The 23472-nt window shown below is 44.0% G+C and carries 27 protein-coding genes; 10 read left to right on the forward strand and 17 right to left on the reverse strand.

All coding sequences use genetic code 11. From position 1 onward, the window contains the following. Positions 1-232 precede the first annotated feature (232 nt). On the forward strand, positions 233-1498 hold the full coding sequence (locus BCU75_RS23515; RefSeq protein WP_102475245.1) for a DUF2066 domain-containing protein: 1266 nt from the start codon (positions 233-235) through the stop codon (positions 1496-1498). A 123-nt stretch (positions 1499-1621) separates the two neighbouring features. Here the strand turns inward: BCU75_RS23515 and BCU75_RS23520 are convergent, their stop codons facing one another. From BCU75_RS23520 to BCU75_RS23535, 4 genes are all read right to left on the reverse strand, one after another. Continuing rightward, positions 1622-2059 (reverse strand): DUF2069 domain-containing protein, encoded by a 438-nt coding sequence (locus BCU75_RS23520; RefSeq protein WP_102475246.1) that lies wholly within the window; start codon positions 2057-2059, stop codon positions 1622-1624. Continuing rightward, entirely contained in the window at positions 2056-2649 is a 594-nt protein-coding gene (gene wrbA, locus BCU75_RS23525; protein WP_017084133.1) for an NAD(P)H:quinone oxidoreductase, read from the reverse strand. The genes BCU75_RS23520 and wrbA overlap by 4 nt, the downstream gene beginning before the upstream one ends. 6 nt (positions 2650-2655) lie before the next feature. Continuing rightward, positions 2656-3006 carry an arsenate reductase (glutaredoxin) gene (gene arsC / locus BCU75_RS23530; protein ID WP_076674250.1) on the reverse strand — a complete coding sequence of 117 codons (351 nt, stop codon included), beginning with the start codon at positions 3004-3006 and terminating at the stop codon, positions 2656-2658. Positions 3007-3128: 122 nt separating this feature from the next. Beyond that, on the reverse strand, positions 3129-4583 hold the full coding sequence (locus BCU75_RS23535; protein ID WP_102475247.1) for a beta-barrel assembly-enhancing protease: 1455 nt from the start codon (positions 4581-4583) through the stop codon (positions 3129-3131). A gap of 178 nt (positions 4584-4761) precedes the next feature. Between BCU75_RS23535 and BCU75_RS23540 the strand changes: the two genes are divergently transcribed. Beyond that, positions 4762-5001 (forward strand): sulfurtransferase TusA family protein, encoded by a 240-nt coding sequence (locus tag BCU75_RS23540; RefSeq protein ID WP_017107216.1) that lies wholly within the window; start codon positions 4762-4764, stop codon positions 4999-5001. Further along, positions 4994-6070 carry an AI-2E family transporter gene (locus BCU75_RS23545; protein WP_102475248.1) on the forward strand — a complete coding sequence of 359 codons (1077 nt, stop codon included), beginning with the start codon at positions 4994-4996 and terminating at the stop codon, positions 6068-6070. The genes BCU75_RS23540 and BCU75_RS23545 overlap by 8 nt, the downstream gene beginning before the upstream one ends. A 138-nt stretch (positions 6071-6208) precedes the next feature. Here the strand turns inward: BCU75_RS23545 and bcp are convergent, their stop codons facing one another. Together bcp and BCU75_RS23555 are read right to left on the reverse strand one after the other, a co-directional pair. After that, entirely contained in the window at positions 6209-6679 is a 471-nt protein-coding gene (bcp, locus tag BCU75_RS23550; RefSeq protein ID WP_017079430.1) for a thioredoxin-dependent thiol peroxidase, read from the reverse strand. Between the two features lie 12 nt (positions 6680-6691). Beyond that, entirely contained in the window at positions 6692-7234 is a 543-nt protein-coding gene (locus BCU75_RS23555) for a glycine cleavage system protein R (RefSeq protein ID WP_102475249.1), read from the reverse strand. Positions 7235-7608: 374 nt separating this feature from the next. Here BCU75_RS23555 and dapA point away from each other — a divergent pair, with 374 nt between their 5' ends. Both dapA and bamC read left to right on the forward strand, forming a co-directional pair. Next, positions 7609-8487, forward strand: coding sequence for a 4-hydroxy-tetrahydrodipicolinate synthase (dapA, locus tag BCU75_RS23560; RefSeq protein ID WP_076674281.1), 879 nt, complete (start codon positions 7609-7611; stop codon positions 8485-8487). 49 nt (positions 8488-8536) lie between these two features. Continuing rightward, entirely contained in the window at positions 8537-9583 is a 1047-nt protein-coding gene (gene bamC / locus BCU75_RS23565) for an outer membrane protein assembly factor BamC (protein WP_076674282.1), read from the forward strand. Between the two features lie 155 nt (positions 9584-9738). On the opposite strand, the gene BCU75_RS23570 is transcribed toward bamC, so the two are convergent. From BCU75_RS23570 to BCU75_RS23585, 4 genes are all read right to left on the reverse strand, one after another. Next, on the reverse strand, positions 9739-9948 hold the full coding sequence (locus BCU75_RS23570) for a DUF2897 family protein (protein ID WP_004734277.1): 210 nt from the start codon (positions 9946-9948) through the stop codon (positions 9739-9741). 8 nt (positions 9949-9956) lie between these two features. Next, positions 9957-10631: a M15 family metallopeptidase gene (locus tag BCU75_RS23575; protein WP_102475250.1), complete on the reverse strand. Its 675-nt coding sequence runs from the start codon at positions 10629-10631 to the stop codon at positions 9957-9959. Positions 10632-10677: 46 nt separating this feature from the next. Next, a complete protein-coding gene (gene dapE / locus BCU75_RS23580; protein ID WP_102475251.1) occupies positions 10678-11814 on the reverse strand; it encodes a succinyl-diaminopimelate desuccinylase in 1137 nt (378 codons plus the stop codon). A gap of 96 nt (positions 11815-11910) precedes the next feature. Continuing rightward, entirely contained in the window at positions 11911-12258 is a 348-nt protein-coding gene (locus tag BCU75_RS23585; RefSeq protein ID WP_102475252.1) for an ArsC family reductase, read from the reverse strand. 205 nt (positions 12259-12463) lie between these two features. Here BCU75_RS23585 and BCU75_RS23590 point away from each other — a divergent pair, with 205 nt between their 5' ends. Then, entirely contained in the window at positions 12464-12751 is a 288-nt protein-coding gene (locus BCU75_RS23590; protein WP_004734273.1) for a winged helix-turn-helix domain-containing protein, read from the forward strand. 90 nt (positions 12752-12841) lie between these two features. Here BCU75_RS23590 and BCU75_RS23595 read toward each other — a convergent pair whose 3' ends face one another. Next, positions 12842-13186 carry a DUF4156 domain-containing protein gene (locus BCU75_RS23595; RefSeq protein WP_076674287.1) on the reverse strand — a complete coding sequence of 115 codons (345 nt, stop codon included), beginning with the start codon at positions 13184-13186 and terminating at the stop codon, positions 12842-12844. A 12-nt stretch (positions 13187-13198) separates the two neighbouring features. Further along, positions 13199-13543: a DUF2956 domain-containing protein gene (locus BCU75_RS23600; protein WP_102475253.1), complete on the reverse strand. Its 345-nt coding sequence runs from the start codon at positions 13541-13543 to the stop codon at positions 13199-13201. A gap of 109 nt (positions 13544-13652) precedes the next feature. Here BCU75_RS23600 and BCU75_RS23605 point away from each other — a divergent pair, with 109 nt between their 5' ends. The 4 genes from BCU75_RS23605 to BCU75_RS23620 all read left to right on the forward strand — a co-directional run bounded on the left by BCU75_RS23605 (position 13653) and on the right by BCU75_RS23620 (position 17790). Continuing rightward, positions 13653-14114: a DUF2919 domain-containing protein gene (locus BCU75_RS23605; protein ID WP_065681339.1), complete on the forward strand. Its 462-nt coding sequence runs from the start codon at positions 13653-13655 to the stop codon at positions 14112-14114. A 65-nt stretch (positions 14115-14179) separates the two neighbouring features. Beyond that, a complete protein-coding gene (locus BCU75_RS23610; protein WP_102475254.1) occupies positions 14180-15103 on the forward strand; it encodes a Dyp-type peroxidase in 924 nt (307 codons plus the stop codon). A gap of 122 nt (positions 15104-15225) precedes the next feature. Next, the gene (locus BCU75_RS23615) at positions 15226-16359 is read left to right on the forward strand and encodes a flagellin (protein ID WP_102475255.1); all 1134 of its coding nucleotides are present in this window, start codon (positions 15226-15228) and stop codon (positions 16357-16359) included. A 297-nt stretch (positions 16360-16656) separates the two neighbouring features. After that, on the forward strand, positions 16657-17790 hold the full coding sequence (locus BCU75_RS23620) for a flagellin (RefSeq protein WP_004736189.1): 1134 nt from the start codon (positions 16657-16659) through the stop codon (positions 17788-17790). A gap of 600 nt (positions 17791-18390) precedes the next feature. On the opposite strand, the gene crr is transcribed toward BCU75_RS23620, so the two are convergent. The 5 genes from crr to cysZ form a co-directional block, all read right to left on the reverse strand. Further along, complete coding sequence (crr, locus tag BCU75_RS23625; RefSeq protein ID WP_004737851.1) at positions 18391-18900, reverse strand: PTS glucose transporter subunit IIA; 510 nt, start codon at positions 18898-18900, stop codon at positions 18391-18393. 106 nt (positions 18901-19006) lie between these two features. Next, positions 19007-20731 (reverse strand): phosphoenolpyruvate-protein phosphotransferase PtsI, encoded by a 1725-nt coding sequence (ptsI, locus tag BCU75_RS23630; RefSeq protein WP_017079443.1) that lies wholly within the window; start codon positions 20729-20731, stop codon positions 19007-19009. Positions 20732-20867: 136 nt separating this feature from the next. Next, positions 20868-21125, reverse strand: a complete 258-nt coding sequence (locus BCU75_RS23635) for an HPr family phosphocarrier protein (protein WP_004734263.1) — start codon at positions 21123-21125, stop codon at positions 20868-20870. A 301-nt stretch (positions 21126-21426) separates the two neighbouring features. Then, a complete protein-coding gene (cysK, locus tag BCU75_RS23640) occupies positions 21427-22395 on the reverse strand; it encodes a cysteine synthase A (protein WP_102475256.1) in 969 nt (322 codons plus the stop codon). 223 nt (positions 22396-22618) lie between these two features. Then, positions 22619-23377, reverse strand: coding sequence for a sulfate transporter CysZ (cysZ, locus tag BCU75_RS23645; RefSeq protein ID WP_102466568.1), 759 nt, complete (start codon positions 23375-23377; stop codon positions 22619-22621). Positions 23378-23472: the final 95 nt, after the last annotated feature.

Consider the following 23472-nt stretch of genomic DNA (forward strand, 5'->3'; position numbering starts at 1 on the left):
TTCGCGGGATTCTATCACTTAGCAATCGATTGCCACACTAAATAGATCAAATTTATTTATCTTAGTGATATTTGACATTCGCCAAAGCGCGAAAAATTCAGTTTGTAGGTGATCGATTTATCATGGTCAGGTGATATTTTGTGGTTATTAAACACAGTGAGCGCTATCGACCTTGCCCCTCAATCCATAGTTGCTTATCATCTAGGCACAAGATTTGAATATTAGGATCAGTATGCGCTACATAGCATTGTTGTTAATGGCACTATTAGCCTCTCCGAGTTATGCATTAACTCTAGTAGATATCTTTAGTGCTGAAGTTGCGATTAACGCTGAAAACAAACAGCCAGAACAAGTGGCAAGAAATACCGGCATGGAGCAGGTATTGATCCGTGCGACTGGTCAAACTGATGTCGCTTCGAATGAGACGATTCAAAAGGCGATGCGTAAGAGTTCGCAGTACATGTCTCAAATGAGTTTTGGTGAAAGCAATGACCAATCAACATTGCGCATGCGTTTTAACGGCGCTCAAATCCGTTCGCTATTGACTCAAGCACAGTTGCCGTACTGGCCTGATACTCGCTCAAATATCCTTGTTTGGCTGGTGGAAGAACAGAACTACGACAAGAATATTGTGTGGGAACACTCTAACTCACAGTTGGCAGCAAGCTTACAAGCCAATGCAAAAGAGCGAGGCTTACCTCTGACGCTACCTGTTGGTGATTTTGACGATATTACCGGTATTGCGACCTCTGATCTTTGGGGTAGCTTTGTTACGCCAATCAGTAAAGCGAGTCAGCGTTACCCGGTTGATGCTGTTCTGGTGATAAAAGCTCAATCTTCAGGTCTACGTTGGACTCTATACGATCAAAAGCCAAACCAATTGACGAGCGCACCAAAATCGCCAGTCAGTGGTTCGCTATCGGGCAACAGCGCGACGACTTCTAAGAAACTTGTCGACCAAATCAGTAACTACTACGCAGGTAAAAGTGCGGTTACAGTAGCAAGTGAATCATCAGAGTCGATTCTAACGCAATTTATTAGCCTGAATAACGCGCAAGACTTCTTCCAATTGGAGAATGCACTTAAGCGTCTAAACTCGGTTGCAGGCTTAGATATCCTTAAGATTCAAAACAATGAAGTGACCTTCCGAATTCATTTATTGTCGACTCAACAAGAGTTTGAGCAAGAAGTGGAAAGCATTCGCCAAGTCGCGAAGGTTGAAGAATCTTACATTGAACCTGAAGTGAGCCCTGAATTTGAAACGCAAGACAACACCATGTCGGTAGGCGATGATTCAGCAGCTGTTACTGATACGACCGTGAACGATGGCGCAGAAGCGACGGCTAATGAAGCAGACCCAGGTGTTCAAGTCATCAAAGGTAGTGAGTTATCAACTGAAGCGGATGCTGAGCTAACGAATACGTCTGGCTCGGAAGAGCTAACAGTTGTTGCGCCAGTACATGCTAAGCCAAGCCTCGTATACGAATGGGTTCGCTAGTGATTGTCTTCTGACATGACCGATTGAAATGAATTCATGAAAAAAGCCCTGCAAGAGAAATCTCGCAGGGCTTTTTGTTGTTACTTTTTCTATTGGTACTAGCTGATCATAACCTAATCTGGGTTACTGCTCGAACTTAGCTTTTTCGTTCTTTTCTACTTCTGAAAGGCGCTTAAGTTTGATGCCTAATTCTTTGGCTCGAAAGCGAGTAAATAAGATATTGCCCGCGAAACCTAGAGTCGTCAGAAGCAGTTCTACAGCCGCTAACAAGCGCTCGCCACCGTCTACATACAAAATAGTTAATGCGTGTAGGAAGTAGAGCATTAAGACAAAATTAGCCCAAGCATGCGTATAAGGTTTACCTGCTAGAATGCCTGGCAATGGCAGTAACAGTGGTATAGCCCAAGCAATCGCAAGCGTTACATTACTTAGATTAGGGTGCGGCGAAAGTGTCATCTGCCAAGCAATCACCCAGAATAAAAGCGACAAGTTGCCCGCTAAAGCAAGGTAGCGGAATAGCTTAGTTGTGGGAGACATCGCCTTCTCTGGCATATACATCATTGAGAAATTCCCTTCTGGTTTATTGCAATGCGCGCTAGGCGTTTGCCTAGGTTTTGCGCCAACTCAATTTCATCTTTGCTTAATGAAGCGCTCTCTCCGGTACTACTCGCACCATAAGGTGTGCCACCAGTTTGAGTGGTATGCAGCGCAGGTTCTGAGTAGGGGATGCCCACCACTAACATGCCATGGTGAAGCAGTGGCAACATCATGCTTTGTTGTGTGGTCTCTTGCCCGCCATGCAGTGATGAAGAAGAGGTAAATACGCAAGCTGGCTTATCGATGAGATCGCCATTTATCCACAGTGATGTTGTGCTGTCCCAAAAGTGCTTCATAGGTCCAGCCATGTTGCCAAACCAAACTGGACTGCCTAGCGCTAAACCATCGCAAGAACGGAGCTCTTGCAATGTCGCGATAGGATCGGTCGGCTGATAACGCGAATCAGGCTGCTCTTCTGCTGTGTATACGTCGTTCACTGTTCTTAACATGGCTTCGCAGTTTGGGATAGATTCAACCCCTCGTGCAATTTGCCTTGCTAGCGCTCGTGTGTTGCCGTGGCGGCTGTAGTAGAGAACAAGAATATTGATGCTCATATCGGCTTACAGAATCTCTAGCACTTGCTCTGGTGGACGACCAATCTTTGCTTTGTTGTTCGCAACAACAACAGGGCGTTCAAACAGTTTTGGATTGGTTGCCATCGCGGCGAAAAGATCTTCATCAGTAACCGAAGCATCACCAAGGTTTGCTTCTTTGTAGTCCGCTTCTTTGGTGCGCATCATTTCGCGAACACTGTCAAAACCAAGCTGCGTGAAAAGCACTTTAAGTTGCTCGATAGTTAAAGGCGTATCTAGGTATTTGATAACTTCTGGCTGAACGCCGTTTGCTTCAAGTAGTTCTAGAGTTTGACGGCTCTTTGAGCAGCGTGGATTATGATAAATCACGACGGACATGGTTCTTCCTCATTATTATTTTTGATTTAATTGTTCAGTTGAAGCTATCTGAGTGGCTTCTTTAACTATGTAACGTTGAGCTTTTTTTCGTCTGACAGCGAACTCGCTGCCAATAAACACACTTACTGTAACGACAAGAAGCGTTCACGCTGAATCATGAGTTGATCAATTCGGGCGTCGTAACGTGCTTGCTTTAGGCTGCCGAGCTCTGCGATTTGGCTAGCCTGCGTATAGTATTGAATCGCTTTGTTCCAGTTGGCTTGCAGTGCCAATATCTCTGCACGAGCAGCCAGTTCTTCGTCGCTATTACCAAGGCTAGTGTTTACCTTTGAAAGCAGATGCCATCCATTGGTGTCATTCGGGTTGTCGTGCGTGTAACGCTGTAATACACGAACGGCTTCCTGAAGTTCATCATTTTCAATCAGTGCATTGGCGTAGTTAATGGTCAGAACAGGGTTGTTTGGTTGGCGAATTAGTGCCGATTTAAGTTCTTTGATCGCTATCTCGGGCTGTTTCTGTTCAATGTGCAGATCTGAGATCGCATCTAAGTAGAACAGGTTGGTTGGGTCGCTGTTGATGAGCTTGGTCAGAATCGGCTCAGCTTTATCTAATTTTTTAGAATCTAGGTAAACCAGTGCTTGGCCATACTCTAATGATGGAACCAAGGCTGTAGGTGCTTTCTTCAGCTTACGTTCAAACCAGTCCAAGGCCGCATCATTGTTGATTCCCGCATAGCGCGCGACAATGCGAGCTCTTGCCAAATGGTAATCCAGTGATGGAGCCAGTTTTAGTGGCGGATAGCTGCGAGCACGAGCGCGTGAATCTGTAATTCTATCTTCTGGTAATGGGTGAGTCAGCAGCATTGGAGGTGGTGTGCTTGCATAGCGGTATTCATCAGCCAAACGACCGAAGAAGCGCGGCATTGCATTTACATCGAACCCCGCTTTCGCAAGCGTGTTGATACCAAAGCGGTCGGCTTCTTTTTCATTACTACGGGTGTAGTTGATCTGGCTTTGCATGTTACCCGCAGTTGTAGCAGTTAGGGCTGCGATACCTGCTTCAGGTGCAGCAATCGCCAATAATACAGACGCCGCAAGCGCTGCGATGGTCGCTGGAGAACGACGTGCTTGATCTTCCATACTACGTGCTAAGTGACGTTGGGTAACGTGCGCGATTTCGTGCGCTAATACTGAAGCCAACTCACTTTCAGATTGTGCATGCAGAAACAGACCAGAATGCAAAGCAACATAACCACCAAAGAATGCAAAGGCGTTGATGTTGCGGTCACGGATCATAAAGAACTGGAAAGGTGTCTTTACATCATTCGCACTTGCGACAAGGCGATGGCCCAGCGTATCAATGTATTGATTTAGAACAGGGTCGTTTACGATAGGCTGGCTGCTTCTGATAATGCGCATGTAAGCATCACCATAGATAAGTTCTTGGTCGATAGTGAGTGTGCCGCCAGCAGCGGTGCCGATATCGGGTAGCTCCAAACCATTGGTATTTGCCAATGTTGGGGTGCTTAATGTAGCTGCGATGCATAAGCAAGCAATTGAGCGAGCGCGTTTAAACATATTAGTCAGTAATACTCCGTTTCTTCTGACAGTAAGACAAGAGCAATGCAAATTGGTTCTTTATCTGATGTAACCTTTGCCGAGTGCGTGCGCTATCATGAAGGAAGATGAATGAATGATGGCGCGTTTTCAAAAACAGATTACAATACGACCCTTATAATAAGCATCGAGCCCAAGAATGACACCTAATATTCTAGATTTACGCCAAGAGCGATGTCCAATGGCTTTATTATTAGCCAAGCGTCACAGTGTAAAGTTAGAAGTAGGACAGTCATTGTCAATTTATGTCTCTGATAATAGCTCGATGAAAGATATTGTTACTTTTTTGTCTAAGCAAGCTTATGACGTCATCGCCGAGGTTTGCTCTAATTACCATCATATCCTAGTCACTAAAAAGGAATTGCAGTCAGATGCTTGAAATGGTCAATCGTTGGTATAAACGACGTTTCTCTGATCCCCACGCTGTCAGTTTGGTTGCCATCATTCTATTCGGCTTTGTTACGATCTACTTCTTTGGTCACCTTATTGCGCCATTATTGGTGGCCATTGTGTTGGCTTACTTACTTGAGTGGCCTGTTACCCAACTCCAAAGACTCGGTGTTCCAAGAACCCCTTCAGTGATGTTGGTGATATTAATGTTCTTTAGCGTGATGCTATTGGCGATATTTGGTTTGGTACCGACCATTTGGGAGCAAGTGGGCAACCTAATCAATGATATTCCAAGCATGTATGGCAGCCTACAAAAGTTCATCGCGACGATTCCAGAGCGCTACCCTGAACTGGCAAACTTGCAGATTGTTGAGTCAGTTATGTCTAACGCGAAGAATAAAGCGCTAGGCTTTGGCGAAAGCGTTGTTAAAGGCTCTTTAGCGTCTCTTGTGAGCTTAGCGACACTAGCGGTTTACCTGATTCTTGTCCCTCTTTTGATTTTCTTCTTACTGAAAGATAAAGAAGAGATGATCAGCATGGCGAGTGGCGTGCTACCGAAAAATCGTCGTCTAGCGACCAAGGTTTGGGTTGAGATGAACCAACAAATCTCGAACTATATTCGCGGCAAGGTGCTTGAGATCTTGATCGTCGGTGGTGTCAGCTATGTGACCTTTGCGATTCTAGATTTACGTTATTCAGCTCTGTTGGCTGTCGCGGTTGGTTTCTCTGTATTGATTCCTTATATCGGTGCAGCAGCAGTAACAGTACCCGTGGCGATTGTCGGTTTGTTCCAATGGGGGCTAGAACCTCAGTTCTACTGGCTGTTACTTGCGTACGGCATCATCCAAGCGCTAGATGGTAACGTGTTGGTTCCGGTTCTGTTCTCTGAAGCCGTGAACCTACACCCAGTAGCGATTATTGTAGCGGTGTTAGTGTTTGGCGGGCTGTGGGGTTTTTGGGGTGTGTTCTTTGCTATCCCGTTGGCTACGCTGGTAAAAGCGGTTTGGAATGCTTTACCGAGTCATGCTCTCGACGATGACCCTGAGCATCAATCGTAATTGAAGATCAATACAGTTGAGTAACTATTAAAAAGGCCGAATATCCATGATATTCGGCCTTTTTGTATTTGGCTTAGTCAATTGTGAACTTAGATCATCTAGGTATGAAATTAGGTCATTAATTCACTAGAAACAACATTAAGCTTCTGGATTGAAGTAGTCTAGAACCACTTCGTGGTGAGTTTTAGTTTTGAACTTGTTGAAGACGTGTTCAATCTGGCCTTCTTCATCAATTAGGAAGCTAATACGGTGCAGACCGTCGTACACTTTACCCATGAATTTCTTCTCGCCCCAAACGCCAAACTGTTCAGCAACGCTGTGGTCTTCATCAGATAGCAGTGTGAAGTTTAGAGATTTCTTCTCGACGAAATTTGGTAGGCGTTTTACTGGATCAACACTCACACCTAGAACAACCACATTTAGGTCATCAAGTTGTGCTTTGATATCACGCAGGCCTTCAGCTTGCACAATACAACCTGGAGTCATTGCTTTTGGGTAAAAATAGAAAAGGACTTTTTTACCTTTGAAGTCACCAAGAGATACGATATTGCCATCTTGATCAGGAAGAGAAAAAGCAGGTGCTGGAACACCAGCCGTTAGCGTATTCATGATATTTCCTTTTTAAAAACTGTTTTTGATAAAGTTGAGCGAGCCTTGTACGGATAGGCTCTGACACAGCGCGTCAAATTCTTCTTGTAGCTGCATCAAATTACATTCTGATTGCACAGAAGCGGTAATAGAGATATGGAATTGGTCGTTATCGAGCTGAACTTTAGATTTATTGATGGTCTGCGCGCTAAGCGAATCGAGACCGATGTTGCGGTCTGCGAAGAACTGAGTGAATTGCTCGGTCAGGCCGAGTTTGTCGTCTGACTCAACGAACACCTCTACTGTGTAAGAGTTCTCAATGACATCATGAGTTGAGGTTCGCTTCATAATCGTAATCAAGTCGTGCTCTTGTCCAAGCAAGGGCAGGGTGGTTTCAACGCGGGTGATGTTGTTTGCCTTTCCAGACAGCAGCATGATAAGCGTAAATTCTTCGCCGAATAGAGCGATACGGCTATCAATAATGTTACAGCCTGATTGGGTGACTAAATGAACCACTTGGTTGCATACACCTGGGCGATCAGTGCCCACAGCTGTGATTACTAGATGTTGAGTCATAAATCACGTCTCTTTATATTCCATTGATTCATGCATGTTAGCACAGTTAGCCCGTGGAATAAGCGTGCGTGCGGGGCTTTTTATGAGGCACCTTGCTTCTAACATGCAACCAATGATAAGAATATCGAGAACGTTAAGAAAATGAGATTGAGTGGAGAGATCACAGCTTACTTGTTACTGACATCTTGTGATGTGTTATCTGCTAGATTGAGCGCAGGTTACCCAAATTCTAGGTAGATCGGCGTTAGAAGTCGTTTTACCTCAAACATACGACAATATTTAATGCAGTTGTTGCCAGTAAGCTACTTTAATGTCTTGTGTTTATTGATCAGCTTACAGTAACATGCAAAAAGAATAAATTAAGGGAGATAGACATGTTTTCAGGAAGTATCGTTGCGCTAGTTACGCCATTTAATACAGATGGTGAAGTGGATTTCGACAGCCTTAAAAAGTTGGTTGAGTACCATGTTGCTGCAGGTAGTGATGGTCTGGTTGCGGTTGGCACAACAGGTGAGTCTTCTACGCTCACTATTGAAGAGCATGTCAAAGTCGTCAATAAGATCGTTGAATTTGCTGATGGTCGTATTCCCGTTATCGCTGGTACAGGTGCAAATGCAACTCACGAATCTGTTCTATTCAGCCGTTTGCTGAATGGTTCTGGTATTGCTGGTTGCCTGAGCGTAACGCCTTACTACAACAAACCGACTCAAGAAGGTTTGTACCAACACTATAAAGCGATTGCTGAAGTCAGTGATGTTCCACAAATCCTATACAATGTTCCGGGTCGTACTGCCGTTGACTTGTTACCAGAAACGGTTGCTCGCCTTTCTGAAATCGAAAACATCGTTGCACTTAAAGATGCGACGGGTGATCTCGACAGAATTGCAATTCACCGTGAACTTTGTGGCGAAGATTTTATCTTACTCAGTGGTGATGACTTAACAGGTCTAGAATTTGTTAAGCGTGGTGGCGATGGCGTGATCTCTGTAACAAACAATGTTGCAGCCGCTGATATGGCAACCATGTTCAAGTTAGCGAAAGAAGGCAAGTTTGAAGAAGCAGAAGCGATCAATGAGCGTTTGATGCCTCTACATAAGAATTTGTTCGTTGAGTCCAACCCTATTCCCGTAAAATGGGCGGTTCATAAAATGGGTCTGATTGCTGAAGGTGGCTTACGTCTACCGTTGACTGAATTGTCAAAGCCAGCTCAACCCGTTGTTGCTCAAGCAATGACTGAAGCGTGCATTTACTAAAAACGTATGAAGTGATGCCGAAGTGAACCTTCGGCATTTAGGAGTATAAATGAAGTATTCTCACCAGCTAGTGATTGGGTCACTGGCTGTTTTCGTTCTTACAGCATGTTCTGGTAGCCCGACTCAACGTCGCCAAGCCAAAGATGATTTCGAATACTTAGAAACACCTGAGTTTTCACAATGGCAGTTGCCTGAAGATGCTCAGCCTCAGTTCTATCCAAATTTTGACATCCCAAGCGGTGAGTTCAGTGGTGGTACAGGCCGTGAAGTGGATATTCGTCCGCCACAGCAGGTTCTTGAGCTGATCCCTGGAGCTCGAGCGGAGCGTCAAAATGGTGAAGTGACACTTTGGCTTCTTCGTGCTGAAGAGGCAGACCGCGTGTGGCAAACGGCTGTAGATATGCTGGCACAACGTGGCATTGGTATTCGTGAACAGTCAGAAAACGATATTGAGACCGATTGGGTTACTTGGGTTTCTGAAGATGAAGAAGTAGAGATCGGCAGTCGTTACTCTATCTCTCGTTTCCAAGCTAACAACCGCCATGGCTTCAAGATCAACCTGATCGATTGGCGTGAAGGCTCTGAAGAGAAGCCGGTATCGGCAACCAATAAGGAGCGTTACAACGCGTTCTTAACGAACCTAGTGATGGCTAAGTACGATGAAAATCTTCGTGCTGAAGCGGCATTGAAAGCACAAGAGCTGGTTAAACGAATTCCAATCTCAATGGGTGCCGACCGCAGCGGTTTCCCTGTGATCATTGCTCGTACTCCATACAATGTATTGTGGCAGCGTTTGCCTACCTTGCTACCGGCGATGGGCTTTGAGCTTGAAGAGCGTAACCAATCTCAGGGTACAGTGAAAGCTAAGTACGCCGCGCCAGATGATGAGTTCTGGGAAGAAATTGGCCTACAGCCTATCGACTTAGCGCCAGGTACTTACAACTTCCTATTTGGTGATCTTGGCAACCGTACGTCGATCAACGTAACGGATGCATCAGGTAAGCCTGTGGAAGAAGCGCTGCTTAAGTCAATGGTTCCGGTACTAGCACATATTGCTGACCAAACCAAAGATGACAAAGAAGCGAAAGCTGAGTAGTAAAACTTAAGTCGTTCCAGAGCTGAGTTAAATCAGCTCTGTGATTCGCTAAGTAAATAAAAAAAGAGGACACATTGTGTCCTCTTTTTTTGTATTCGTTGATTAGTCGTCAGCGGCTTGTTAGCAAATTAGATTGGCTCATTAGAGCTACAAAATTAAGCGTCTTTGTTGTCCGTAGACTCATCTTTTTGAGCTTTCTCTTGATTCTGTTTATCCAATTGATTGAGCTTGTCTAAGTCTTTCTCTGTTTTATTACGACCTGTCAGATCCATATTGGCGGTCTGTTTGAGCGCAGCAATATTACCCACCACAACGCTAACCACAATGATGATGATCACCCAAGGGTTTGTAAGCCACTCCAACATAAGAGCTCCTAATGACTGATATTCGCCACGAAGCGCGCATAGATCTCGTCTAGCTGCTCCATAATAATCTCATATCCTAATATTGGCTTAGATTGGAGTTGCTTGCCAAGTAAAGTGGGAGATAACTGTGATAAACACAACTCCGATACTTTACGATGGCTGATATGCCATGGTTCTATCGCCACACCGCCGAGGTCTTGGCTGTACGGAAAGAAGAACCCAAATTGCGAAGCATGAACAGATAACCATTGGTAAAACGCTTGCTGGTGGCCAGTAAGGTATTCCCATGGTTCAAGTCGCAGCTGTATGCTTTCAGGTAAGTGATTTCGAGCAAAGACATCAAAGTCACAACCCCAATGATGGCGGCTCGCTCCGGGAAGTGCAGACCACCTCAGGATTGCCGACAACTTTTGCTGCTCACTGAGTGTTGAAGCATCAAGCGGTTGGCTTTGTGAGTCTAGTATCGGTACTTCACCAGAAAACTTGCGGTCCCAAATCAGAGATTGCCTTTCATAGTCGCGAAAGCCACTGGCAACCTCCATTTTAAAGCCCGCGAGTTGAGCAGCTTCAATCAAATTGTTCAGATCATCTTTGACATCACTGTGGACCAAGAATGTCTTGGTGCCGATCAGGTTAGGTTCCAGATGAGAATCTGATTGTCCGGTAAGCTGCTCTGGTGTCATAACGCGTTTCTCAATAATTAGATGCTATGAATCGCTGATAAAAGAACTATTTAGCGAACAGGTTCACTAGAGTTCTTTCGTACATGTCGGTTAGCTTCTCTAAGTCAGCCACTTTCACGCATTCGTTAACCTTGTGAATGGTTGCATTAACAGGACCTAGCTCTACGACTTGTCCTTTCATGCGCGCAATAAATCGTCCGTCAGATGTACCACCTGTGGTCAGTAGGGCCGGTTTTACGTCGTTAACGTGACCAACTGCATCCACAATTGCATCAAGTAGCGAACCTGCGTCTGTTAGGAACGGGTCACCATTAAACGTCCACTTAAGATCGTATTCGAAATCGTACTTGTCGAGTGTAGTTGTGATTCGTTCAACGATGATGTCGTTGTTTAACTCTGTGCTAAAGCGAAGATTAAACTGAACATTAAATTCACCAGGAATCACGTTTGATGCGCCAGTGCCCGCACTCACATTTGGGATCTGGAAGCTGGTTGGTGGGAAGTAGTCATTACCTTTATCCCACTCAGTCGTTGCCAGTTCGTTGATCGCAAGCAGAGAGCTGTGTACTGGATTATTCGCTAGGTGAGGGTAGGCAACATGACCTTGTGTGCCTTTAATCGTGAGATCGCCAGTAATAGAACCACGACGGCCGTTCTTCACAACGTCACCAACATACTCAGTACTTGATGGCTCACCCACAATACACATGTCGATGTTTTCACCACGGGCCATTAGTGCTTCCACAACACGTACCGTACCGTTGATGAAAGGACCTTCTTCATCTGACGTGATAAGGAAACCTATTGAACCTGTGTGATCGGGGTGTTTAGCAATGAACTGTTCTACAGCTACAATCATCGAAGCCAGAGAACCCTTCATGTCTGCTGCGCCACGACCATGTAAGAAACCATCTACGATGGTCGGTTCGAATGGTTTGGTGTGCCACTGTTCAATTGGGCCTGCTGGTACAACGTCTGTGTGGCCAGCAAAGGCAAATAAAGGTGCCTCTGTACCACGGCGAGCCCAAAAGTTCGTCGTATCTTCAAATACCATCACTTCGATTTCAAAACCTAGCGCTTTTAAGCGTTCAATCATCAGGTCTTGGCAGCCTGCATCTTCAGGGGTTACTGATTGGCGGCTAATGAGGTCTTTTGCCAGAGCCAAAGTTGGGCTATCTGTCATCCTTGAATTCCTTGTTTAAATAAAACGTCTAGTCATTAATTGTTGAGCGCTGAATAGGGGAGGTTCACCGCGTATTGTTTAATTTTATGTAGCTGATTAAGCAAAAATAGCCGCATATTGATCCGCTTTAAAGCCGATGTGAAGCTTGCCTTCCACTTTCAATATTGGGCGCTTAATCATTGCGGGTTGTTCAACAAGCAGAGCTACCGCTTTTTCTTCTGTTAGCGTGTCTTTTTGTTCTTGAGTAAGTTGGCGATAAGTCGTACCACGTTTGTTTAGCACCAGTTCCCAACCAAGTTCTGAACAAAAAGTTTTTACCAGCTCTTCGTTGATGCCTTGTTTACGATAATCGTGAAATTCGAACTCAATACCTTCAGTTTCTAGCCATTTTTTTGCTTTTTTGATGGTGTCGCAGTTTGGAATGCCAAACATAGTGATAGTCATTGTTCTTCCTTTGGGTGATTTTATTTCGTTGTTATGAGTTGAATCCTATCAGGAAGCTGCAATTCAGACAAAATAGAGTGAGGAATATTTCATAGAGTGAAAAAAAACAGTAAGAAAATGTCACTATTGGAGACTTATTGATCAACCTCAACATGTTGTCAGCGAAAAAAGAAATAATTGAGTTGCACATATATAGGAGGTGTCAATGGAGTTGAGTCCTGTTTTTGCAAGGCGGCTATATTTAGCATTGTTAGTGGAAAGCCTTGATAGGCCAAATGTGCCTAAACTCATCGAAAAAACGGGTTGGCCTCGTCGTACTATTCAAGATGTACTCAAGGCGTTACCGGGGATCGGTATCGAACTTATGTTTGTTCAAGATGGGCGACGTCATAATGATGGCTATTACCAGTTATCCGACTGGGGTCCATTTGACAGTCAATGGGTTATCCAGCGTAAAGGCGATATAGCAACAAGCCTTGGATTTAGTGCATAAGCCAGCGAAAGCTGGCTTTCTTTTTTGTAGTCGATGTAGATGTAATAGCTTACCTGCGTGGTGAACTACCTAATTACGGTTTCCATCTATTTACATTTCCGTTTGTCTACATAGATAGGCAGTGCCTAACATCGTCACGGAAGTGGAAAAGTCTTGGGGAAGTGTAAATATCACGGTATCTGCACCTAACTCAATCGTATTTGACTTGAGCTCATTCATCGCGCCCTGAATCAAGGTGTCATTTGGGTAAAACAGGTAACTATACCAATGGCCCTCGCTGCCCGTGACTTCCCCTTTATACTCACATTTATCGATATTAATCACGCCATGGTAATCCATTTTGATGCTGTCAGCTTCGCTATGTGGCATTGATGTCGGTGTCGTGCAACCGAGTAACATGCCACTCATAGCAAAAGCGATTAATTCCTTTTTCATACGCTTATCCTGTTATTTCATCAAATAAATAGCGAAGCCTACCCAGCTAGCGAACAATAGTAACCACGGCAATTTACTGGCGTGATTTGATGTTATTTCAACACTCGTGTCTACGTTGTTCTCTTCGTCTAGATTGACTTGTTGAGTCTGCTTCTCTTTCTGTACGCGCTTCTTGGCTTTATCGGCTTGGCGGCTACGTTCTTTTTGCTGTTTCTTGTAAAGTGCGATGCCTTTCTCGATACCTTGAGCAATCAACTTGGTTTGTTCTTTGGTTTGAGCTGGCTTTTGCGTCGCTTTGGCTATCTTCAGTGCTTCTTGTTGAGATTCAACAGACGGTGTATCAGTTTTCTTTTTCATACTGAGTTCGATAATTAAAACGGATTAACCAATAAGATAACGCAAACCTAGTTAAGTATGAATGATTTGCGTTAAAGTGTTGGTTTGAAAATAAGTGAAAGTGAAATTTGTGCGGTACTCCATAGAACAATACGACAAGCACGGCTTTTTAAAAGCCCCAATCCTATTATGGTTAGGTTGGCTATTTCTGGCGAAAGCTTTGGTCGTTTTCATTGTTGCAGGTGCAAGCCGAGAGTCAGGCACTGATATTCTCGAAATCATCTATCCAGATCATCAAATGTTTTATGTTGGGATTGCATTGAGTATCCCGAGCTTGTTACTCATGTGGTTGTTTGGGCTTAGAACGCCAGATAGAAAGCGCCTTAATAAAGTGGTTTCATGGGGGCGTTGGGTCTCAATGATGGCTATCTTGGCACAAGGAACCCATACACTTTATTTAATCTATTTAGATAACGGATGGTTCCGTTGGTCAAATGCTATCACTTTATTGTTGCTCCTATGGTTAGCGCTTTATTTAACTAATAGCCATGCCGCTAGGGATTGCTTTAAAGTGGTTGAGCACGAAGACTGATTCTCATCAAAACATTTGCCCCATTCACAATTATACTTAGAAGCTAAAAATGAAAGGATTAATCTATGCTTAACATCTCAAATGAGCAGCCTAAAATTCAAAGTGCTATCTTGCCAGAAGCTGGGCCTTTCGCTCTTTACGTTCAATTAAAAGTGAATGCGAACGCTGCTAACGTATTAGCGGAAATTCAAAAGCTTCCGACTTTAATCGATGAGCTAAACCAAACTCAACCAGATGCGAACTTAACGGCGTCGATTGCGTTCTCAAAGGCTTTTTGGGATAAGTTCGAGCAAGCTGCTCCGTCTGATTTAATTGATTTCCCTGCGCTTGGTGAAGGTGATGTCACTGCACCGAGCACACTGTCTGACGTTCTGATTCACTGTCATTCAAATCGACATGATCTGCACTTCTTTATCTTACGTAAATTGCTATCTGAAGTAGCGGCTGACGTTGAAGTCGTTGATGAAACCTACGGTTACCGCTTCCTAGATTCTCGTGACATGACTGATTTCGTTGATGGTACTGAAAACCCGAAAGACGCACAACGTGCTGAAGTAGCGATTATTCCTGAGGGAGAATTCGCTGGTGGTAGTTATGTGATGGTGCAGCGTTTTGTGCACAACCTGCCAGCTTGGAATCGATTGAATGTGTCAGCACAAGAGAAAGTGATTGGCCGCACTAAACCTGACTCTATCGAACTAGATGATGTTCCAGCGGCGTCTCACGTTGGTCGTGTGGATATTAAAGAAGAAGGCAAGGGGCTTAAGATTGTTCGCCACAGCCTACCTTACGGTACCGCTACGGGCGATCACGGCTTACTGTTCATTGCTTACTGTAATGTTCGTCATAACTTTGATGCAATGCTAGAGAGCATGTACGGCGCAACAGATGGTAAAACAGACCAATTACTCCGCTTTACTAAAGCCGTAACTGGCACTTACTACTTTGCACCGTCGACTGACATGTTGAGTGCATTAACGATTAAGTAAATCGCCTCATCTGCAGTAAAGAAAGGGAGCCTCAGGGCTCCTTTTTTTGTTAAAGCTTTACATGAACTGGTCGATATAAGAGCAATCGTGAGTTTTATTCATATTTTTGTAAGTGAAGGTCTATGGCTATAACTGTTAATACAAATGTCTCAGCGCTGGTGGCTCAGAGGAATCTGTCGAATGCTAACAACATGCTGAACCAATCTTTGGAGCGTTTAGCTTCAGGGAGTCGTATTAATAGTGCAAAAGACGACGCTGCTGGCTTACAAATTTCGAATCGACTGGAAGCGCAGATGAGTGGCATTGATGTCGCGGTTCGGAACGCTAACGACGGAATCTCCATTATGCAGACTGCAGAAGGGGCGATGAATGAAACTACCAATATCATGCAACGCATGCGAGATTTGTCACTACAGGCGAGTAATGGTTCGAATAGCCAGTCGGAAAGAACCGCTATTCAAGAAGAAGTGACCGCCTTAAATGATGAGTTGAATAGGATTGCTGAAACCACCTCATTTGGCGGTAAAAAACTTCTTAACGGTAGTTTTGGTAGCTCGTCATTTCAAATCGGTGGCAGTTCTGGTGAAGCGGTGCAGATAGGTTTGAAAAACATGCGTACCGATGACATCAATATGGGTGGTTTTAGCTATGTCGCCAATGGCATGGCAAGTGACACGTGGGAAGTAAAGTCAAACCAGAATGATATGACGATGTCGTTTACCGATCGTTTTGGTCAGCCACAAGAGATCGCCATCAACGCGAAAGCGGGTGATGATATTGAAGAGTTGGCGACCTATATTAATGGTCAAACTGATCAGGTCTCGGCTTCTGTGAATGATGAAGGGCAGCTTCAGATTTATATGTCTGGCGAAGACACTGCAGGCACGATCTCTTTTTCAGGTTCATTAGCCAGTGAGCTTTCGATGTCGGCGGGTTATTACGAATCAGTCGATGACATCAATGTGACGGATGTAGGTGGAGCGCAGCGTGCTGTCTCAATTTTGGATACAGCGATGAAGTACGTGGATAGTCATCGCTCCGAACTCGGCGCAATGCAAAACCGCTTTGATCATGCGATTAATAATCTCGAAAATGTTCATGAGAACTTGGCGACATCCAACGGCCGAATCAAAGATACCGATTACGCCAAAGAGACCACTCAAATGCTCAAGCAGCAAATATTGCAGCAAGTGAGCACCACAATACTGGCTCAAGCAAAGCAAGCGCCGAATCTTGCCTTAACCTTGTTGGGTTAATAAATCACTTCGAATCTTATAAAGGTATTTCAGCTTAACTAAAGCCCTTTGGTTAATAAAAATACAACTTTTCGCTCGACTGACATCCCGACAACTTTAGCGTTTTTCTCATCTTTTTTTGATAATTTTACTGCTAGTCACGCTTTCTTCTCCTTTACCGCTATTTCTTTAATTTTGTTGTTTTTTTCCTAAAGGTTTCAGCATTCACGCCGTTATTAATAGTAACTTAGAGATAACTACTTGGTTTTCCGAGACGTCGGAAACCGCTATACCGGAAAATCAATTGGAGAAGTCACCATGGCAGTGAATGTAAATACCAACGTTTCAGCGATGACAGCACAACGTTACCTAAACAACGCAAACAGCGCACAACAAACATCAATGGAGCGTCTAGCTTCAGGTTCTAAAATCAACAGCGCGAAAGATGACGCTGCGGGCCTACAAATCTCGAACCGTTTGAACGTTCAGAGCCGCGGCCTTGATGTTGCTGTACGTAACGCGAACGACGGTATCTCTATTGCACAAACTGCTGAAGGTGCAATGAACGAGACAACCAACATCCTGCAACGTATGCGTGATTTGTCTCTACAATCTTCAAACGGCTCAAACTCAAAATCTGAGCGTGTAGCGATTCAAGAAGAAGTAACAGCACTGAACGACGAACTGAACCGTATTGCGGAAACCACGTCTTTTGGTGGCAACAAGCTGCTTAACGGTACTCACGGTACTAAATCATTCCAAATCGGTGCGGATAACGGTGAAGCGGTAATGCTTCAACTGAAAGATATGCGCTCTGATAACGCTCAGATGGGTGGTAAGAGCTACCAAACTGAGAACGCGAAAGACAAAGACTGGAACGTTCAAGCTGGCGCAAACGACCTAAAAATGTCGTTCACTGATAACTTCGGCCAAGCACAAGAAATCGATGTGTCTGCGAAAGCGGGCGACGACATCGAAGAGCTAGCAACGTACATCAACGGTCAGCAAGACTCTGTTAAAGCGTCTGTAACTGAAGACGGTAAGCTGCAAATGTTTACTGGCAACAACAAAGTTGAAGGCGAAGTGGCATTCTCTGGCAGCCTTGCTGGGGAACTAGGCATGCAACCTGGCAAAGACGTAACGGTTGATACTATCGACGTGACATCAGTTGGTGGCGCACAAGAGTCTGTAGCAGTAATCGATGCGGCACTTAAGTACGTAGACAGCCACCGTGCTGAACTGGGTGCTTTCCAAAACCGTTTCGACCACGCTATCAGCAACTTAGACAACATTAACGAGAACGTTAACGCATCTAAGAGCCGTATTAAAGATACCGATTTCGCGAAAGAAACGACTCAGATGACTAAATCTCAGATCCTTTCTCAAGCTTCAAGCTCGATTCTTGCTCAAGCGAAGCAAGCACCGAACTCGGCACTTAGCCTACTAGGTTAATCGATTGAAAGGCCACGTTGCCACGTTGGTTATAAGCGCTGTTGATCATAAGCATTGTTGATCATAAACGTTAACGTTAGGCTTCCACAAATTAGCTCGTGGTGAGAGATGAGCGCTAAACAGACCCAGCTTCGGCTGGGTTTTTTATTGCCCGCTATTTGGCTAAGTGTGTAGTTGGAGAAAGTGCCGCAGTGCTGAAAGGAACAAAAACGAGATTCCCTATCATGCTCGTTCCTTGCTGTAGGGAATGACGGCTATAGAGAGGTATTTGACTCATTGCCTACCTGAATCGAAGTCGTTGGTCGTCATCTCAGAATCGAGTAGAACGAGATATCAGAGATCTCTGTTTGTTAAAATTCACAAGTGTAATTTGATGTATAGGCGAAATGCCTTGAATAGCGCTTAACAACGTTTAGTAAAAAACTAGGTCGGATAGCAGGGGATAAACGGTCAGTGTAGTTGTCATTGGTTGAGGGAGCTAGGAGAAGGGTTTCGGTGTGATAGTCAGTAATGCCTATCTGAGGTATTGAACAAATATAGCAGGCACAAAAAACGCCACCCTTAGGTAGCGTTTTAATTAAAGCAGATAAGTAATCGAAATTACTTAGTTACTTTAAGAACTGGAGTTTCGCCAACAGTTACAGAACCAGAAAGCTTATTCAGCTCCTTGATTTCGTCCATGTTAGAGATAACAACTGGAGTAAGCGTAGATTTCGCTTTCTCTTCTAGAAGCGCTAGGTCGAAAGTGATGATAGTGTCACCAGCTTTAACAGATTGACCTTCTTCAGCTACACGAGTGAAGCCTTCGCCTTTAAGTTCAACAGTATCGATACCGAAGTGAACGAAAAGCTCAACACCGTCGTCAGACTCGATAGAGAACGCGTGGTTAGTTTCGAAGATCTTACCGATAGTACCGTTAACTGGAGCTACCATTTTATCGCCAGCTGGTTTGATAGCGATGCCGTCACCAACGATTTTTTCAGCGAAAACTACATCTGGCACGTCTTCGATGTTTACGATCTCACCAGAAAGAGGTGCGATGATTTCGATTGCACCAGCATCAGCGCTGTCATCAGATACAAGCTTTTTTAGTTTGTCAAACAGACCCATTGTGTCATGCTCCTAACGTTTAGTTTTATTCTGTAGAATATACTATACCAATCTAACAAATTAGACGACTATTTTTAGCCGTCTAACTTTATTAAGCTCTTGGTGATTACTGAGTTTTCTCAGCGATGAATTTTTCTACGCAAGCTTCAATTTCTGCAGCTGTAGGTAGAGATAGTGCTTCGTCAGCCATAGCTTTAACTTCTGCGAAGTTAGAGTTACGGATTACTTTCTTAACTTTAGGGATAGAGATACCGCTCATAGAGAACTCATCTAGACCCATACCAAGAAGAAGTAGAGTTGCACGCTCATCGCCTGCTAGCTCACCACACATACCTGTCCATTTGCCTTCTTTATGAGAAGCATCGATTACTTGTTTGATTACAAGAAGAACCGCTGGAGATAGTGGGTTGTAAAGGTGAGAAATCATCTCGTTACCACGGTCAACCGCAAGAGTGTATTGCGTTAGATCGTTAGTACCGATAGAGAAGAAAGCCACTTCTTTAGCAAGGTGGTGTGCGATTGCAGCAGCTGCTGGAGTCTCAACCATTACGCCAATTTCGATGTCTTCATCGAATGCATGACCTTCAGCGCGAAGTTCAACTTTGTACTCTTCGATTGCTTTTTTCAGTTCACGGATCTCTTCAATAGAAATGATCATTGGGAACATGATACGTAGCTTACCGTGTGCAGATGCACGAAGAATGCCGCGTAGTTGGTCACGTAAGATTTCACGACGATCCAAGCTGATACGCACTGCACGCCAGCCTAGGAACGGGTTCATCTCTTGTGGAAGATCCATGTATGGTAGATCTTTATCGCCACCGATATCCATAGTACGGATAATCACTGACTCACCGTGCATTGCTTCAGCTACTTCTTTGTAAGCAACGTATTGCTCTTCTTCAGTAGGAAGTGCAGTACGGTCCATGAATAGGAATTCAGTACGGTACAGACCAACACCTTCGCCGCCGTTACGCAGAATACCGTCACAGTCTTTAACTGTACCGATGTTACCGCAAACTTCTACTTGATGGTTATCAAGCGTGATAGCTGGTAGGTCTTTAAGTTTTGCTAGTTCAGCCGCTTCTGCTTCAAAATCAGATTTGATTTTCTTAGCTTCTGCTAATTCAGCGTCAGAAGGGTTGATGATGATCTTATTGTTCATCGCGTCTAGCACAAGCATGTCGCCGTTCTTAACTTGCTTAGTGATATCGTTAGTACCAACGATAGCTGGAAGCTCAAGTGAACGTGCCATGATTGAAGTATGAGATGTACGACCGCCGATATCACAAGCGAAACCAAGAACGTAGTCTAGGTTGATTTGTGCAGTTTCAGATGGCGTTAGGTCGTAAGCAACTAGGATAACTTGTTCATTGATGTCTGCTAGAGATACAATGTTGATGCCTAGTGCATTTTTAACGAAGCGAGTGCCGATATCACGGATATCAGTCGCACGTTCTTTTAGGTACTCATCATCAAGTGACTCTAGTGCAACAGCTTGTTCTTCGATCACTGTGTAGATCGCGTTGTCTGCGTGCATTTTGTCTTTCTTGATGAGTGCTAAAATCTCTTCTTCTAGCTCTTCATCTTCAAGCAGCATGATATGGCCTTCAAAGATTGCTTCTTTTTCTTCGCCAAAAGTTTCAAGTGCTTTTTGCTTTACAACTTCAAGTTGTTGAGAAGATTTGTTACGAGCGTCAAAAAAACGCTGAACTTCTGCTTCAACTTGATCGTCTGAGATAGATTGAGTGTTTAGGACAATTTCATCTTCTTGAAGTAGTAGTGCTTTACCGAAAGCAATACCAGGAGATGCTAGGATGCCTGAAATCATAGCCTTACCTTAGTTGTTCAACTGTAAACGGGAGAATGTGTGACTTTAAGTCGTCGACTAATGTCGCGCTTATCGCTATCTATTTCGAACAAAGCCACTTTGCTGTGCAAAATGGCTTTGAAAGAAGGAGACCGTATTAGTGTAGTTGATCCATAAGAGCAACTAGGTGGTCTACTGCTTGCTGAGCTTGAGGGCCTTCAGCAGAAATAGTAACGTTAGTACCTTTTACTAGGCCTAAAGTTTGTAGTTTGAACAGGCTTTTAGCGCTAGCGCTTTTGCCGTTAGAAGTCACTGTGATGTCAGCGTCGAAAGATTTTGCTTCTTTAACGAACTGTGCAGCTGGACGTGTGTGAAGGCCGTTTTCTGCTGTGATTTCTACTTGCTTCTCGTACATTTTATATACCCCAATTAATTTATTTTTTGTAAGTTTGTAACCAGATTAGCTTAACTGCTTTAGCCCAAATGCGCTAGAGGCTAGTACGCCATGTTCGTGTTAGAACTTAGACTGGTTATAAATTTTTATCCAGCCATGGTCATCTTTAGTGAGTACTCATGACTTTCAGAATTTGTTTATTGCTTCTTTTATTTTGAAGCGAAAAATAAAACAGACCCGATATTACCAAAGGTGGGGCAAGGATCAACAAAAAAGCCCCTAAACGGGGCTTTTTTGGACGAAAAATTGATTTGACCACATATTATTGTTGGTTCTCTTTTTCCGTAAAGATGCCAGCAAATAGGGCTGTACTTAGGTAACGTTCGCCAGAGCTTGGTAGCACGGTAACAATGGTTTTTCCTGCAAATTCAGGTAGTTCCGCTATTCTGTTCGCCGCTACTACCGCTGCGCCAGATGAGATGCCCGCTAGAATACCTTCCTCTTTCATTAGGCGTTGAGCCATCTCAATCGCTTCTTCAGAAGTTACTGGCTCTACACGGTCGATAAGGTCCAAATCTAGGTTTCCAGGGATAAAACCTGCACCAATACCTTGGATTTTGTGCGGAGCTGGTTTGATTTCTTCGCCAGCAAGTGCTTGTGCAATCACTGGAGACTCTGCTGGTTCAACCGCTACTGAAGTGATTGCTTTGCCTTTTTCGCCTTTAATGTAACGGCTTGTACCAGTAAGCGTACCGCCGGTACCTACACCAGCAACAAATACATCGACTTCGCCATCTGTTGCTTCCCAAATTTCAGGGCCAGTTGTCTTCTCGTGAATTTGTGGGTTAGCTGGGTTGTTGAATTGCTGAAGTAGCAGATATTTTTCTGGGTCTGAAGCAACAATTTCTTCTGCTTTAGCTATCGCGCCGTTCATGCCTTTTGGTGCTTCAGTCAGTACTAAGTTTGCACCTAGCGCTTTAAGCAACTTACGACGCTCTAGGCTCATTGACTCAGGCATCGTTAGTGTTAGCTTGTAACCGCGAGCGGCTGCTACGAATGCAAGAGCAACACCTGTATTACCACTGGTAGGTTCAACAAGCTCGATACCTGGTTTTAAAGTTCCTGCTTTTTCTGCTTCCCAGATCATGTTTGAACCGATACGACACTTAACGCTAAAGCTTGGGTTACGAGCTTCAATCTTAGCTAGGACGTTACCTTTGCTTACTTTGTTAAGGCGGACTAGCGGTGTGTTACCTATCGTTAGGGTGTTGTCTTCGTAGATCTTGCTCATGCGATATTCCTTCATTTAATGACAGAACTAAACGTAGTATATCAATCACTTTACCGTCTAGTGTCTTTCGATGTTTGTTTAGCTTGAATTTAGATTAAACAAGTTGAAAAAAAGGTAAAAGGATTAAAAAGTTATATCATATAGATATGTAGCAGAATTCACGCCTATCTTTATTGTGTTCGGAACTTCAAAAAGATAGGCGTTGTTAAATAGATAACTAGTCTTATAGACGAGAACGCAGAGCTTGGTCTTTAAACTCAGCAACCCACATTGCAGTAGCGCCGCAGACAGCAACGGGCATGACGATCAGATTTAGAATTGGAATCGTTGTGAAAACAGAAACAAGTGCGCCGAAGCTGTAGCTCTTACCTTGTTTTTGTTTCAAATTGTTTCTCATATCATCAAATTTGATTTTATGGTTATCAAATGGATAGTCGGCGTACTGAATCGCTAACATCCATGCTGTGAAAATGAACCATAAAAACGGTGCAACAGTTTGTCCTAGTGCTGGAATTAACAAAAGTAGGAATAAACCTATCGCTTTTGGCAGAATGTAGACAAGCTTGCGCCATTCTCTCGCTAAAATACGTGGAGTATCTTTGAGTGCATCCAGCAAACCATCGTCATTCACTTTTTGGCCACTTAGTAACTCTTCTACTTTTTCCGCGAGCAATCCATTGAAAGGCGCGGCAATGAAGTTAGCGAGCGTACTAAAGAAATACGAAAACGTGGCCAAGACGGTTAATACAAGTAGTGGCCATAGAATGTATGACAACCACGATAAAAAGCTTGGTAATGCACCAATCCAGCCCTCAATCCAAGTGTTGAGGTTGGAGAATATATAAAACAAGGCACCACCAACGAGTAACACGTTAGCAATAAGTGGCATTAGTACAAACTTACGAATGCTCGGCGACAAAGCGATTTTTATTCCGAAAATAAAATAGCCAAAGCCTGAGCGGGGAACAGATTCAATAATCATATTTAAATTAGGTCACATGTGAATTTGGTTAAATAGCAAACATCCCTAGTGTACTAGACCGAAATTAAGAAAAAAAGCGTGGCGAAAATCACACC

It is taken from the genome of Vibrio splendidus (genome assembly GCF_002873455.1).
Classification (GTDB): Bacteria; Pseudomonadota; Gammaproteobacteria; order Enterobacterales; family Vibrionaceae; genus Vibrio; species Vibrio splendidus_J.